The sequence below is a fragment of the Thermogemmatispora sp. genome (assembly GCF_019683635.1).
Lineage (GTDB): Bacteria > Chloroflexota > Ktedonobacteria > Ktedonobacterales > Ktedonobacteraceae > Thermogemmatispora.
This window is the reverse complement of sequence record NZ_JADGIA010000137.1, coordinates 1-13,974: the sequence shown is the minus strand read 5'-3', so window position 1 is coordinate 13,974 and position 13,974 is coordinate 1. Positions and strand designations below refer to the sequence as shown.

General features: G+C 58.4%; 11 protein-coding genes and 1 other RNA gene. 5 read left to right on the top strand and 7 right to left on the bottom strand.

Annotated features, from left to right (window positions below):
• Together rnpB and IRZ31_RS14715 are read left to right on the top strand one after the other, a co-directional pair.
• Nucleotides 1-393: RNase P RNA component class A (gene rnpB / locus IRZ31_RS14720), an RNA gene on the top strand; the annotation flags it as partial.
• A 323-nt stretch (nt 394-716) separates the two neighbouring features.
• Nucleotides 717-1,145, top strand: a complete 429-nt coding sequence (locus tag IRZ31_RS14715) for a hypothetical protein (protein WP_297154934.1) — start codon at nt 717-719, stop codon at nt 1,143-1,145.
• Between the two features lie 356 nt (nt 1,146-1,501).
• Here the strand turns inward: IRZ31_RS14715 and IRZ31_RS14710 are convergent, their stop codons facing one another.
• The 6 genes from IRZ31_RS14710 to IRZ31_RS14685 all read right to left on the bottom strand — a co-directional run bounded on the left by IRZ31_RS14710 (nt 1,502) and on the right by IRZ31_RS14685 (nt 7,192).
• Entirely contained in the window at nt 1,502-1,747 is a 246-nt protein-coding gene (locus IRZ31_RS14710; RefSeq protein WP_297154932.1) for a hypothetical protein, read from the bottom strand.
• Nucleotides 1,748-2,058: 311 nt separating this feature from the next.
• Nucleotides 2,059-3,207, bottom strand: coding sequence for a glycerate kinase (locus IRZ31_RS14705; protein ID WP_297154929.1), 1,149 nt, complete (start codon nt 3,205-3,207; stop codon nt 2,059-2,061).
• 40 nt (nt 3,208-3,247) lie between these two features.
• Nucleotides 3,248-3,823, bottom strand: a complete 576-nt coding sequence (aat, locus tag IRZ31_RS14700; protein ID WP_297154927.1) for a leucyl/phenylalanyl-tRNA--protein transferase — start codon at nt 3,821-3,823, stop codon at nt 3,248-3,250.
• Nucleotides 3,824-3,925: 102 nt separating this feature from the next.
• Complete coding sequence (locus tag IRZ31_RS14695) at nt 3,926-4,405, bottom strand: DUF4188 domain-containing protein (protein ID WP_297154925.1); 480 nt, start codon at nt 4,403-4,405, stop codon at nt 3,926-3,928.
• A gap of 81 nt (nt 4,406-4,486) precedes the next feature.
• Nucleotides 4,487-5,101: a TetR/AcrR family transcriptional regulator gene (locus IRZ31_RS14690; protein WP_297154922.1), complete on the bottom strand. Its 615-nt coding sequence runs from the start codon at nt 5,099-5,101 to the stop codon at nt 4,487-4,489.
• A gap of 213 nt (nt 5,102-5,314) precedes the next feature.
• Nucleotides 5,315-7,192 (bottom strand): S53 family peptidase, encoded by a 1,878-nt coding sequence (locus tag IRZ31_RS14685; RefSeq protein WP_297154920.1) that lies wholly within the window; start codon nt 7,190-7,192, stop codon nt 5,315-5,317.
• A gap of 1,233 nt (nt 7,193-8,425) precedes the next feature.
• On the opposite strand from IRZ31_RS14685, the gene IRZ31_RS14680 reads away from it, so the two are divergent.
• On the top strand, nt 8,426-8,707 hold the full coding sequence (locus IRZ31_RS14680; RefSeq protein WP_052888578.1) for a hypothetical protein: 282 nt from the start codon (nt 8,426-8,428) through the stop codon (nt 8,705-8,707).
• A 320-nt stretch (nt 8,708-9,027) separates the two neighbouring features.
• Here IRZ31_RS14680 and IRZ31_RS14675 read toward each other — a convergent pair whose 3' ends face one another.
• Entirely contained in the window at nt 9,028-9,444 is a 417-nt protein-coding gene (locus IRZ31_RS14675; protein ID WP_297154918.1) for a hypothetical protein, read from the bottom strand.
• 639 nt (nt 9,445-10,083) lie between these two features.
• Between IRZ31_RS14675 and mnmA the strand changes: the two genes are divergently transcribed.
• The gene (gene mnmA, locus IRZ31_RS14670; RefSeq protein ID WP_297154916.1) at nt 10,084-11,220 is read left to right on the top strand and encodes a tRNA 2-thiouridine(34) synthase MnmA; all 1,137 of its coding nucleotides are present in this window, start codon (nt 10,084-10,086) and stop codon (nt 11,218-11,220) included.
• The gene (gene lepA, locus IRZ31_RS14665; RefSeq protein ID WP_297154914.1) at nt 11,217-13,031 is read left to right on the top strand and encodes a translation elongation factor 4; all 1,815 of its coding nucleotides are present in this window, start codon (nt 11,217-11,219) and stop codon (nt 13,029-13,031) included. Before mnmA ends, lepA begins: the two co-directional genes overlap by 4 nt.
• Nucleotides 13,032-13,974: the final 943 nt, after the last annotated feature.

Here is a 13,974-nt window from a genome sequence, read left to right as displayed (position 1 = left end):
GCCCGAGGAAAGTCCGAACTCCACAGAGCAGGATGCTGGCTAACGGCCAGTGGGGGTGACCCCAAGGAAAGTGCCACAGAAACGATACCGCCCGCCGGCCTGGAGGCCGTTGCGGGTAAGGGTGAAATGGCGGGGTAAGAGCCCACCGGCAGGCGGGTGACCGTCTGGCCGGGCAAACCCCATCCGGAGCAAGACCGAGTAGAGGGAGTAGCATTCCCCCTCGTGAGCTGCGCTGGAGGCCACGAGCTGGGAATGCTCGCAGGTTGCTCGCCTGTTACCCCTCGGGTTGGTCGCTAGAGGCGGCGGGTAACCGTCGTCCCAGAGAGATGATTGCCGCCCGGGTCACCGCAAGGTGGCACGGGAACAGAATTCGGCTTATGACCTGCTCAGACCCGCGCAGCAGGCTTTGCTTCTAACCGCGCTTCTTCTGCTGTCTCTCTTGCCTGAACTTTGCTGCTCCTGGCTTTTCCTTTCTCTTTTCACCCTGCTGGTTAACAGTGTCCCGCTACGAGCCCATCTGAAGCCTCTTTGTCGAGAGGTTATCAGCCTCCCCTCTCTTCGTCTGCAGTACTGCGGCGAATTTTCCTCTCGGTATGTATTGAAATGGTATGATGATAGATGATATTCTTGTCTTAAACAGGAATGCTCTGGTGTATCTAGCTATCTCCCCTGGAAAGCGTCCTGGACGGGCCATATCTGGCGAGGAGCACTTAGCCATGAGGCATATGCTCACGAAGATCACTCGGGCCTATGACTTTTTCTTACAGGCTGAACGTGAGAACCGCGTTATTCAGGATAGCGAGATCCAAGCAGCAACTGGCTATACTCAGGGAACGGCGCACATCTACATCCATAAAAAGTGGTGGTGGTTTCTCTCTCCCTGCCCGGGTGGCGGCTATCGTGTTCAGGGATTGTGCTCGTGCTCCTTTGAAGAATTCCTTGATCTTCATCGGCAAAAGAGAGCACCTCTTCGGCAGGATTCCCTGTATTCCTCTGCTGAAAGACTGACTATCTCCTTCCCACCGCATCTTGCTTCCTGGCTACGCTCCTATGCCTTGCAGGAGCGTCGGAGCGTTCATGAGGTGGTGATCGAGCTGATTGAGCAAGCCTTCCAGAACAGGGGACCGGGCTTGCCCCCTCATTAAATACTGGTCCTTTGGAGCGTAGCAAGAATCTGGCCGCTTGCCTGCTCGGGTAGAGGGGTGGCAGAGACAAGGCTCCTGCGTCGGGACAAGCAGGCTTCTGTTTACACCCTTCCTGTGGGATCGCCGCCCGGTTGACGTTTGGCAGCCAATTACTAAGCAAGCCTATGGTCAGCCGCCCTGGGGCCTCCTCGTCGCCGGGAATGCTCCGTATCAGTCTGTACTAGCGGTCGTGGTTGCCTTTCTCGGAATCTCTTGCTGCTTTTCGAGGCGGATCGGCAGCGGGCCAGCAGAGTAGTGAAGCAAAAAGCGGCAGGTCAAAGACCTGCCGCTCTGCTTCCTGGCTTAATCTATCTGCATTACCTGCTGATCCGATCGTGCTCGATCAGCCAGCGGATAAAGTTAAGTCGACGGCTTTCCTCTAAAATTTCGCGATATTCGACTTGCTCATCGACATGGTCTCGCAGATAGAGAAGCCGCTTGGCTTCGCTTTCTGTGAATCCCAGTGACAGCAGGTGTTCGAAGTCTGCGTTATCGGTCGCGTAGAGACGGTCCGGCATGATAACGGCGCTCCCTCTATTCTGGACTACCAACGGATTGAGCAAGCGTCTCCTGTTATCGCTCTGCTTAACTATAGAGACGCTTGAAACCGTTCACAGGATACAACATCTTTTCGCCCTTCCAATATTTCTCAGCTGGAGAGTTGGAAGTGGCAATCAAGAGGTGGTGACCCTGTTTTCCCCGTATCCTGCCTGGTCGGCTAATTGGATGTTGCCAGTTGCCAGAGTGTCTGGCTGGTGTGCTTGCCCAGAGACACATAGACGGGCAGGTAGGGCGCGGCGGTTTCTTCACGTCTCCGACCTTGAGAGTAGTTCCCTTTAGTATAGACGAATTATATCGCTCGAAAGTAAACCCTTCAAGGGGGTGGCAGGCGTTGGCCCAGCAACAGCAAGCGCGCTGCTCGCTCGCTGGCATCGGCCAGCAGAGAAGCGGCCTGGGTCATGGCCTCGTTCAGCGAGAGGGGGGCGGGCAGCAGGGACATGACCGCCTCGACCCCCAGAGAATAGACCACCTGGTACTCCTCTCCCAGACTGCCAGCCAAGGCCAGGACAGGGACGCCGCAGCGCTGGGCAAGAGAAGCCACGGCACCTACACTCTTACCGTAGGCGGTCTGGCGATCGATCTGTCCCTCGGCTGTCACGAGCAGGCTGGCTCCCTGCAGGCGCTCTGCCAGGGCTACGGCTTCCAGCACGAGGCCGGCCCCCGGGCGGAGGGTAGCCTGAAGGAAGGCCAACAGACCGGCCCCCAGTCCTCCCGCAGCTCCGGCTCCAGGAATATCGCGCACGTCCTGGCCCAGGTCGCGTCGAATGATCCTGGCGTAGTGATCAAGGGCCGCATCCAGCTGAGCGACCATCTCGCTAGTGGCTCCCTTTTGAGGACCGTAGACCGCCGATGCCCCCTGGGGACCACAGAGGGGATTGGTCACATCGCAGGCGACCTCAATCTGACTCTCTCGCAGGCGTGGGTCAAGTCCATCGGGCACGATGCGGGCCAGGCGCGCCAGAGCGGCCCCGCCATAGGGAAGATCCTTCCCCTCGGCGTCGAGCAAACGAACCCCAAGGGCCTGGGCCATACCGGCCCCGCCGTCATTGGTCGCGCTGCCGCCGATACCAATGATCAAATGGCGGCACCCGTGGTCCAGCGCGGAGCGGATCAACTCACCTACGCCGTAGGTCGTCGTCAGGCGAGGATCACGTCGCTCTGGGGGGACCAGCGGCAGGCCAGCGCAGGCGGCCATCTCAATCACCGCAGTTTGCCCGTCCCCGAGCAGCCCGAAGGTTGCTTCCACTGGTTCGCCCAGCGGCCCTGTAACCCGCTCATGTAAGAGCTGCCCGCCGGTAGCGCTGACCAGGGCTTCAACGGTGCCCTCGCCTCCGTCAGCGATCGGAACGAGGTCCAGCTCGGCAGTTGGCAGCACTCTCTCAAAGCCATGAGCAATGGCCCGGGCGGCCTCGGGAGCCGTCAAGCTTCCCTTGAGGGCCTGGGGGGCGATCACAATACGCATGGCTGGCTTCCTTCCTCTCTGCTCTTCGCCTGTTCTTCTTCTACCAGGTGCAGGACAATTGAAGGGCGTGACGCAGGCGACGCTCGTATTCGCGCCGGGGAATCTCGCTGGCCCCCAGACTTGCCAGGTGGGGGGTCAGAAACTGGACGTCGTGGAGAACATAGCCGCGGCTTTTGAGGTGCTCGACGAGCGCCACCAGACAGACTTTCGAGGCATCGGGAGCGCGCGAGAACATGCTTTCTCCCATAAAGGCTCCACCCAGGGCTACACCGTAGAGGCCCCCCACAAGCTGACCAGCGTGCCAGGCCTCGACGCTATGGGCCAGACCGAGATGGTGCAGCTCAGTGTAGGTCTGAATAAAGGTTTCGCTAATCCAGGTCTCCTCACGAGCTGCACAGGAGCGCATCACTTCCGTGAAGACGCTATCCATGCGGATCTCATAAAGACCTTTGCGGAGTGTAGCGCGTAGAGAACGAGAGACATGCAGCCGCTCGTGTTCGAGGATGGCGCGCGGATCTGGAGCATACCAGTGGATCTGTCCCTGGGAGTCGGCCATAGGAAAGATGCCCCGCGTGTAGGCATAAAGCACAGTCGCGACATCAAGCTGGTCCGCCATCTGGTTTTGCCCTCCATGCTGGACCGCGAGCGTTGTGGTAGGCTTGATCCTGGCCTCTCTTTGGGGGCCTCGCAACCTATTGATTGTAGCATAGCAGGCGCGTTAGCTTCTGGCAAGGCGCCCAGCCGCCGTTGTTTTGCGCCCTACAGCGGAAACGAGTTGGCCAGCCTGCGCCAGGCCATACGGAGGCATGTTGTTGTAGATACACTCGTAGGCCCCTGCCTCGACACAATAGGTCTCGTGCCAGATACCAACTGCTCCGCTGCTGCCAACACGCCGATTGAAAGCAACCCAGGCCGGCCAGTGCTGTGCATCACGCTGTCCAGCGTAGGCAGCAAGCTGCTCGAAAGAGCGCCAGTACTGGACGACCATGCTCGTGGGAAACCCGATATGAAGGTGATAGCCAAGCAAACCAAGCTCAGGCTGACGGACTAGCTCTTTGAGCATACGTGGCATGGCCAGGAAGACCGGGAGCCATTTGTGAAGCTGCCAGGGCCGATTGATACGCATGCCGATTAAGAACACTACAAAGCTGCCCTCAATATGGGCTGTCATCCTTTGCTTGATGATAGCATGGGTCATTGGTAGCCTCCTTGGCTTGGCGACTTTCCCTTACGATTTTCAAAAAAAGAACGTCGTTCGGTAGAGAGAGGGACAAAAAAATCAGGGGTGCTGCAAGCCGGCGATCAGGCCCCGCAGGACGCGCTCGTGCAGATCCTCAAGATTCTGCCCTTCGCTACTGAGCAGGGTCAGGTGTAGCATGGCCATCCCGTGGACGATGGCCCAGCAGTGGTATGTCATTTCTGCAAGGCCATAGTCGGGACGCGGGAGAAAAACACCCTGGTCGATGCCATCGGCAATGATCTGACGCAAGAGATTATAAGCCTGACTGGCCTCAACGAGGTGCAGGGGGTTTTGCTCGCTTCTGCCGCTACTGAAGGTGAGCAAATACTGCTGAGGAAAGGCCCGGGCAAAGCGCAGATAAGTCAGCCCGGCTCTGAGCAAGCGCTCAGCAGGTGGCAGCTGAGGCGGAATCTCGCTGAGCACCTCGGCGAGACCTATCAGCGTCTTTTCACAGAGAGCAGTTATGATCTCTTCCTTGCTGCCAAAGTATTCGTAAAGCGCGGCTGGACTGTATTCAATGCGACTGGCCAGCTCGCGCATCGATAAAGCTTCTGGTCCCTTCTCGTTGAGGATCTCTTCCGCTGCGCTCAAAATGAGCTGCTTGGTACGGGCTCGACGTCGTTCTCGCGCCTTGCCTGGACGCTGTTTCTCCATCTACCTAACACCTTTTGAAAATCGAACGATGTATGGATAGTATACACGAGTGCAGAACCTCTGTCAATGAGCGGAGAGAGAAAGATGCGGAATCGTTGCTGTCCTGGGGGGCTGGCTGAACGGAGAGGTCGCAGGAGGGAGGTAAAAAGGGAAATCTCGCCAGCGCAGGAGCGAGGGCAGGAGCTTCTCTGCTGACTCCCGCCCTCGCTAATCTCAGGCCGACTGCAGGCGCTGGAGGAGGGCGAAGAAGTTGGGCGAGCCCCAGCCGGTGACATAGTCCCAGCCGGAAGTCGCGCGATAGAAGCCGTTATCGCCACTCACAACATCATTGAACACTTGGGAGCGACCGGGATGGTTGGCCAGCCAGTAGACGGTCGGCGTGCTGCCGAAAAGAGGTTTGTGTAGCTGGCGCAGGCTCTGATCGACCAGAGCCAGGCCCGCGGCCCAGATGGGGGCGGCGGCGCTAGTGCCAGCGGCTCTCACCCAGCGTCCATTCCAGAAGATGGCAATGTTATCGGCGGCGGCTGCCACATCGGGGACCTGGCGCAGGCCGTTGGGGGCCTGGACTGGCGCGAGGTCTGGAGTCATAATCAGATCAGCTGTCCCATCGTAGTGGCTATTCAGGCCAGAACCGGTCTGCCAGGATGGTCGTTTGAAGACAGAAGACTGGGTGACGCCTCCGCCGCTGCCCCAATCATTCTGGCAGAACGATCCAGCGCCTGCCATACGTCCCCAGGCTGTTTCGGCGGTGCGCTCATTGTGGGCATTAACCTGCAGGGTCGTGCCTCCCACAGCGATAGCGTAGGGAATAGCGCTGGGCATTTCCACCAGGGCGATATTAGGCAGGCGCTCAGAGAAGGCCCCGCAGTCGCCACTGCTCACAAGAACAGAGATTCCTTCTGTAGCCAGAATGCGCAGTGCTCGTGCCAGGCTGAGCTGTTCATTGGTGCTGAGTGCATCCTCTGGAGCTCCATAGCTGACGCTAAGCGCTGCCACCCGATTCTCGGCGGCGACACGCTGAAAAATAGCCAGCATGTCCTGAATTGTAGCCCCCTTTGCCTGGTAGACCACCAGATGGGCTTGCGGCGCCAGACTGCCTGCTAACTCGATGTCGAGAGCGGCCTCACCCTGGCCGGGTCCGGGCGCTACCTTTCCCACGACGTTCTCAACCTCGATGGAAGGTGGCTGGACTCCCGCGCAAGCCAAGTACAGAGCAACATCGCGCGAGTCGAATGGCTCGTTCAGTTCGAGAATGCCGATGCTTGTGCCCTGGCCCTGCAGGCCCTGCTGGTAGAGCTGGTCAAACTGATAGGCGGCGGCCAGTTGAGCGCGTGTCAGCGTCTGCCTGGCCCCATACTGACGGCAGTCTCCTGGGCTAGACGCCGCTGTCAGGCCCGGCTGCTGGGATCGCTGCTCTGGCTGGAAGATCCCGAAGGTACTGAGGCCGATGATCGACTGGACCAGGGGGGCGATGTACGCCGGTAGGCGGGGCTGGCCCGTGGGCAGATAGAACTGCTGCCTGCGTTGGCCGTTTTGCTGCATATACTGCTGTAACTGCACATGAAGGCTATGTTCAATAGTGCCTACCGAGGCTTCCACCCGCAGCGAGGTACCCAGGCTGTCGACTGCCAGGATGCGATAACCCTGGCTGCTGAACCACTGGCGCACCTTTTGGATCTGGTCATCACTGAGACCAAAGGCCTGACGGATCTGTTGCGGCGTCAGATAGTGCCTGTAGAGCGGTGAGCCGGGCGTATAGATCTGGGCGAGCGTGCGCTCAAGGGCCGTATCGTTGTACAGCAGGTTGATGGTCAAAGGCAGGACGAGGTCTTGAAGCACAACTTGACCGGGGGGGAGATTATGGATGACGGGTTGGTCGACAATGACGTGGTTGTCAGGAAGTGGGGTCGGAGCCTGTCGGGAGACGACTGTTGCTCCTGACGGGGCACTGCTCTGGGCGCCTGTGGAACTGGGACTCAGGCCGGGGAAGACGCAGGCGTTCAACAGGAACGCCAGCAACAGGCTGGCCAGGAAGGTTCCTCTGCGCCGCAGCAGAGAGGGACCAGATCGAAATGGATGGCAACTGCTCATAGATAGGGTCCTCTCCTCACGGTCGAGGCAGGCCAGGGTCCTGCCAGCGAGGCAAGTGGGCCTGGCTGCCAAAAGCCGTGGCCCTGGCCGCCGCGCGAATCCGTCTCACTCAACGTTGCTCATGCCTGATGAACATAAGGCCACGAGCAAGCGGCATCCACCCACCACGAAAGCAAGCGGTGCGGCGTTTCGGGCGGTGACAATAGTGAGTGTAGCCGAGGCAGGAGAGAGAACGCAGTGAAGTAGCTAACACTGCCGGTGTGATCTGAGTGATCGGCGAGAAACGGAATAAGATCGAGATGTCTGGCGGCTTCGGAGGGAGAAAGCCCATTGTCTAATCAGGCCAGGCGCAGCCAGCCCTGGCACCTGCGACCGCAAGCGAGTGGCCCACAAACAACAGGACCAGCTCGGTCGACCGGCTCTCGGCGTCGGCTGCTTGCTCTAGCTTCACTAGTGCTCAGCAGTCCCACAAGGATGATGAAGGAGCTGGAAAGGTATTTTTGGTCGGGGAAGGACCAGAGTGGTTGATCGGTGGTCGCTGCAGCCAGAGCATCAGGGAGAAAAAGCCGTGAAATGAACAACGATGGAGCGCTCACAGAGCAGCGGGACGGCCTGCCCGACTGGTATGGCGCGGCCTCTGTCCGCCCTGCGGAGATGGGTTAATCCTGCCCCTGGACATTCACACCAATCTGTGGTATACTTGGTCTTACCAGGACGGTGCAGAGTTTCAACGGGGAAGATATCAATTACGAGGGTTGCCGCCTATGCACTCAGAGAAAGAGGATGCACGGGTTACGTCGCGGAAGGCAGGCGTGTCAGCCCATACTGCCAACGGCTAGCATGCATACACACTGGGGAGGTTCGGCCCTGGTGTTTTTTATTTCTCTTGTCACGGTCAACATGCACTCATCACCAGGCTCTACACAGATTCTTCACATGATGGCGTTGCTGGGATGTCTCCCAGGCGCAGGTGGCCTCCGTATCTGATTGCGAAGAGGAGTGAGTGGGCCAGTGTTGGTGGCTGTTCGTCCCTCTGCTCCGGGGCGAGACTTCGCGTGAAAGGAGGGTGAGACGCGCTCTCGGGCCTTCAGCCCCTTGCACATTGAGAACATTGCTGATGGGATGGGATAGGCCACACCTGTTGGCATGAGCTGTTGTCCACGCCTCGTGAGACAGTTGCCGTTGATCTGTATGTGAAGTGGTGCTTGCTACACCTGAAGGAGAGTACCGACCGTGAATTCAAGCATGATCAGCAAAATCGCTAAAGCCAAGCGTTATGCGGAAGAGCCGGAGCGTATCCAGTTTACGCGCTTCGAGGCCAAGTTCCGTGGCGAGAACGATGTCCATACTACCAATTATGATCATGGAGTCTGGAACTGCACCTGCCGCTTCTTCCAGGACTGGGGGCATTGTTCGCACACCATGGCCATGCAGCGCGTGCTGGGCGTAACGATTCCGGCTGAACATCGCCAGGGTATTTCTGCCGGGCTGAATACTGGTCCCCTGATGCACTAGCGCCAGGCAGGATAGGAGGCAGAACAGCGCGAGCCTTGCAAGGCTCTTTTCTCGTTCGGTTGTCTGGCTTTAGGCAACTGTGCGACCTCTAGGCAGGCCATCCAGGATGAGAGATCCTCGACACTGAGGGAGAAGAAAAAGAAGAAGCACTGAGGGGAAGAGGAATAGCCTCGGTGCTTCTGTTCTTTTCCTTGGCACTGGAAAGCTGGCTGGATCGGTGCGAGCCTTGTCCTGGAGAGAAGAAATGGCTCCCCTGCCGCATTCGCTACCCGGTTCACTGGGCGGTGAGCGCGCACTGGATGGGAGGCAGCGCTGCTGTTCTAGCCGCCGAGAGCTGGCACGAAATGAAGAACGATCAGTGTTGCGAACATGATAGCTGCCAGGATCATAATGATCATCAGGTCTCGACGGACATACTCGTAGTGCTCTGGGGTAACTAAAGCGGCGCTGCGCTGAGCGGCCCGGCCCGCCTGACGACGAGCAGCCAGCTTGCTGGCCGCGCTGGTTGGACGAGAAGTTTCAGCAGGAAGCGCCGAGCGTTCCCGCTCGGGTGTTCCCTCGGGACGAGCCTGGGCAGCGGTGCTAGAGGTATGCTGTTGGCTCTGCGAGGCAGGACTATCTTCCAGGGTAGAGACTCTGGTCCGCTCCCCCTGTCCTGCCTGGCGAACCAGCTCGATGTGCTTCTGCGCACGGGCTTTCTGCCGTGTCCCGCTGCGTGCACCTGCTTTCTTTGCCATTGCTGACTCACTCCTGCTTACACGGGCCCGCTGCCGCAGCCCTAGGTCTCTCTGCGCGTGCTGACAGGGTCTGCTGCGGTCGGCGCGGCGCCGCAAGATCTTCACTTCAGCCAAGGCGGCTGCTCTTCCGTTGCTCACCAGCTCAGCTTTACTGAGCGCGACGAGGGTGACTCGATCCGCTCTCCTGCCGCTGAGTCGAGCTTGCGTGGGTGTCGGCCTCCGGCAGCCAATAGCTGTCAGGCCTGTTGACGTTGCGCCTATTATACACGATAACAGCTTTCTCGTCGAGAGGTAGCTCAGTCAGACGGGACTGAGCGAAGCACGACGGGGAAAGGCTCCATCTGTTTGACAAGGACGGCAACCTGTGCTACACTGAGCGAAAGTACAATTCATAGAGCACTCAAAGTGCGTCAACCACGCTTGCAGAGGGGCCGATTCGGGCGAGGGTACTGAAGGAAAGAAGGAAGGAAAGACAGAGAGAAAGAGGCTAGCCAGGCGGTGGGCTAGTCTTTTTTCGCTCACTTGGGCCGTTCACGCTCAAGGACGGCCTGTCCCAGTCGATCCTGGTGAGGATACTGAGAGAAAGACAAGAAGGGAAAGAAAATAGACGAGTGAAAGTAGCGGGAAGGAAGCAGCAGTATGGCAAGAATTGTCGTTGCCATGAGCGGCGGCGTGGATAGCTCGGTAGCGGCTGCCCTTCTCAAGGAACAGGGGCATGAGGTCATCGGCATCATGCTGCGCCTCTGGGCTGAGCCAGGCAGCGAAGAGGATGACGGCGTTGAGCGCGTGGTGCAAAACAAGTGTTGCTCGCTGGAGGCGGTTGACGATGCGCGGCGCGTAGCTCGCCTGCTTGACATTCCCTTTTATCTGATGAATGTCGAGCAGGAATTTAAGGATCAGGTCGTTGACTACTTTTATCAGGAGTATGTGGCTGGTCGCACTCCTAATCCCTGTCTGGTCTGCAACCGCTTTATCCGTTTCACGGTGCTCTTGAGACGAGCGCTGGCGCTGGAGGCGGACTATCTGGCCACTGGCCATTATGCGCGCGTTGAGCATGATCCCCTGACAGGGAAGTACCGCTTGCTAAGAGCGGTTGATCGGCAGAAGGATCAGTCCTATGTGCTGCACGTGCTCAACCAGGAGCAGCTCGCCCGCGCCTGGTTCCCATTGGGGGCCTATACCAAGGAGCAGGTACGGGCGATGGCGGCGGAGCGCGGTCTGCCTGTGGCCAGCAAGCCCGAGAGCCAGGAAATCTGTTTTGTGGCCCACGACGACTATCGCGGTTTCATCCAGCGTTATGCGGCCAGCGAGGTCGCCGTAGGTCAACGTAGCACCATCCTGACGGTTCCGCGTCCTGGCCCGATCTATGATCGCGAAGGCAACCTACTCGGACAGCATCGAGGTCTGGCCTTCTACACCATTGGGCAGCGGCGCGGCCTCGGATTGACCTCGTCCCAGCCACTCCATGTGCTCAAGATTGACACGGAGCGGAACGCTCTGATTGTTGGCCCGGCAGATGCCCTGGAGCGTACCAGCTTTACCGTCCACTCCATGCACTATATCAGCGGCGATGTTCCGACAGAACCATTTGAGGCTGCGGTCCGCATCCGTTACAAAGCCAGCGAGCAGCGAGCGTGGGTGACGCCGCTAGAGGGTCGCCGTGCTCTTGTCACTCTGGAGCAGCCGGTGCGGGCTGTTACGCCAGGGCAGGGCGCAGTCTTCTACGGCGGCGCTGATGGCGATGAAGTGTTGTGCGGAGGCATCATTGAAGCATGACGGATCAAGCCCATATTCGCAACTTCTGCATCATCGCGCACATTGATCACGGCAAATCGACCCTGGCCGACCGTCTTCTGGAATACACAGGCACCATTTCCAGCCGCGAGATGACCGAGCAGGTGCTGGACCAGATGGAGCTAGAGCGGGAGCGGGGCATTACCATCAAGGCTCAGGCTGTGCGCATGCTCTATACGGCGCGCAACGGTGAACAGTATGAGCTGAATCTCATCGATACGCCAGGACACGTCGACTTCACGTACGAGGTCTCGCGCAGCCTCGCTGCCTGTGAGGGGGCCTTACTGGTCATCGATGCCACGCAGGGGATTGAAGCCCAGACCCTGGCTAATCTCTATCTGGCCCTGGAGGCGGATCTCACCATTATTCCCGTTATCAACAAGATCGATCTTCCCAGTGCCGACCCTGAGCGGGTGCGCCAGGAAGTTGAAGACGTCATTGGCCTGTCTGCTAGCGAGTGTCTCCTGGCTTCGGCCAAGGAGGGAATCGGTATCAGTGAGATTCTGGAGGCCATTGTCGAGCGCATTCCGCCGCCACATGGCAACCTTGGGCGTCCCTTGCGTGCGCTGGTCTTCGATTCTCACTATGACAGCTACAAAGGAGTGATCGCCTACGTTCGCATCGTGGATGGCAGTGTGCGTGTTGGTGATCGCATTGCCATGATGGCCACCGGTAGCGTCACCGAGGTCATCGAGGCTGGCTACTTCCAGCCACGCATGGTCTCGACACAGATGCTCAGCGCTGGAGAGGTGGGCTATCTGGCAACGGGCTTTAAAAACGTCAAAGATTGTCGGGTTGGCGATACGGCTACCGTTCCCGAGGCCCTCGGTCAGATCGAGCCGCTGCCAGGTTACAAACCGGCCAAGCCCATGGTCTTCGCTGGCTTCTACCCGGTCGATAGCGATGACTACCCGCTGCTGCGCGAGGCCCTGGAGCGACTGCAGCTCAATGACGCTTCGCTCACCTTCGAGCCGGAGACCTCCGCGGCCCTCGGTTTTGGGTTCCGTTGTGGGTTCCTGGGGCTGCTCCATATGGAGATCATTCAGGAGCGGCTGGAGCGCGAGTATGGCCTGCGCATTCTGGCCACGGCACCTAACGTAGAATATTACGTCACGAAGCACAACGGGGAAGTGGTCAAAGTCGATAACCCTTCGGCCTTCCCCCCACCTGGCGAGATCGAAAAGATTGAAGAACCGTGGGTGGAGCTGTCAATCTTCTCCCCAGCTCGCTATATTGGCCCGATTATGGAGCTGGTGACGGCGCGGCGCGGCGTCTTCAAGGAGATGAAATATATTGAGGCCGATCGCGTGCTGCTGACATACAGTATGCCGCTGGCCGAGTTGATTGTGGACTTCCACGATCAGCTCAAATCGCGCACACAGGGCTATGCCTCTCTGGACTACAGCTTTGCCGGTTACCGCGAGGCCGATCTAGTGAAGCTGGATATTCTGGTCAACGGGCAGCCAGTCGACGCGCTCTCCATCATTGTGCATCGCAGTGAAGCTTATCGCCGCGGGCGTGCGCTGGTTGAAAAACTACACAAGCTGATCCCTCGTCAACTCTTCGAAGTGCCCATCCAGGCAGCTATTGGTTCGCGCGTCATAGCACGTGAGACCATCAAGGCTCTGCGCAAAGATGTTCTGGCCAAATGCTACGGGGGCGATGTCACGCGCAAGAAGAAGCTGCTGGAGAAGCAGAAGGAGGGGAAGAAACGCATGAAGATGGTCGGCAGTGTGGAGATCCCCCAGGAAGCCTTTATGGCGGTGCTCTCCCTTAAGGACGATGGAGAATAGCATGATCCCCCAAAAACAAAAAAAACAAAAGGACGGGGCATAAATAGGTTTTACGTATGCCCCGCATACCCTCTGTTTACGCCTGCCAGGACCCGACGGTCACCCCGTCGTCGCGACCGCCCATAAACCTCTCAGTTGCAGCGGTTGTCAGATCGATGGCGCAGCGCTCAGAGGCTTGAAGAGCCCGCTTTTACGGGCGCTCCTAGTCAATCTGGAACACCATCCCTAAGAGGCGTATCGGTTTCTTCATCTGCATACAACCTCCTTTCGGGATTCCAAGCAAAGCCTGCGCCTTGTGCCAGGGTCGTTCCCTGGAAATGTTCCCTGCCAGGAACACTTAGAGTATACCATCCTGTTTCACGGAAGTCAAGGAGGACCCGGGCAGGAAAGGTAGCTTGTTGAAAATTTGCAAAATCAATGTCAGGCTTCTTGTAGCAGTCCTGCTATTCAAGAAGCCTGAAAAGCTGGAGAAAGATAATAATGGTGAGGCCCGTTAGGCCGACTGCTCCTGTGGCATCTGTCTATGCTGCTGACGGAGCCTATGCCTGTCAGGTGGAAAGTTGGGGGCTGGCCTGCTGCCTATCCCAGGCTGCGGCAGCTGGGATGGAGAACGAGGGAAACGCGAGCATGGCGAGTGGGATGCCACCATCTGCAGTTGAGCTAATAGATCAGGTAAATACCCGACGCAATATCGGGTATTTGCCGGATTTGCAGAGGCTGCGGGTCGCCGTATTATATCCTGCGAAAGCAAGAAGAGCCGAGAGACAGAGAGAGCGTTACCTGTAGCTCTGCTAGCCAGGGGCTACAGCGCTCTGTCGTGCGTGCAGATTGTTCTGCTTTCGGTATCGGCTAGGATTGAGAGGCTACAAGGTTGCTATGGAGCAGAAACCTCTACGCTTGCTGTGGCTGGTGTTGACAGCGCTGGCGCTGGTGAGCCTGCTGT

Excerpts from the sequence above, each read along its gene's own strand:
- IRZ31_RS14715 (WP_297154934.1), top strand. The coding sequence starts at position 717 with ATGAGGCATATGCTCACGAAGATCACTCGGGCCTATGACTTTTTCTTA.
- IRZ31_RS14705 (WP_297154929.1), bottom strand. The coding sequence starts at position 3,207 with ATGCGTATTGTGATCGCCCCCCAGGCCCTCAAGGGAAGCTTGACGGCT.
- aat (WP_297154927.1), bottom strand. The coding sequence starts at position 3,823 with ATGGCGGACCAGCTTGATGTCGCGACTGTGCTTTATGCCTACACGCGG.
- IRZ31_RS14695 (WP_297154925.1), bottom strand. The coding sequence starts at position 4,405 with ATGACCCATGCTATCATCAAGCAAAGGATGACAGCCCATATTGAGGGC.
- IRZ31_RS14690 (WP_297154922.1), bottom strand. The coding sequence starts at position 5,101 with ATGGAGAAACAGCGTCCAGGCAAGGCGCGAGAACGACGTCGAGCCCGT.
- IRZ31_RS14685 (WP_297154920.1), bottom strand. The coding sequence starts at position 7,192 with ATGAGCAGTTGCCATCCATTTCGATCTGGTCCCTCTCTGCTGCGGCGC.
- IRZ31_RS14675 (WP_297154918.1), bottom strand. The coding sequence starts at position 9,444 with ATGGCAAAGAAAGCAGGTGCACGCAGCGGGACACGGCAGAAAGCCCGT.
- mnmA (WP_297154916.1), top strand. The coding sequence starts at position 10,084 with ATGGCAAGAATTGTCGTTGCCATGAGCGGCGGCGTGGATAGCTCGGTA.
- lepA (WP_297154914.1), top strand. The coding sequence starts at position 11,217 with ATGACGGATCAAGCCCATATTCGCAACTTCTGCATCATCGCGCACATT.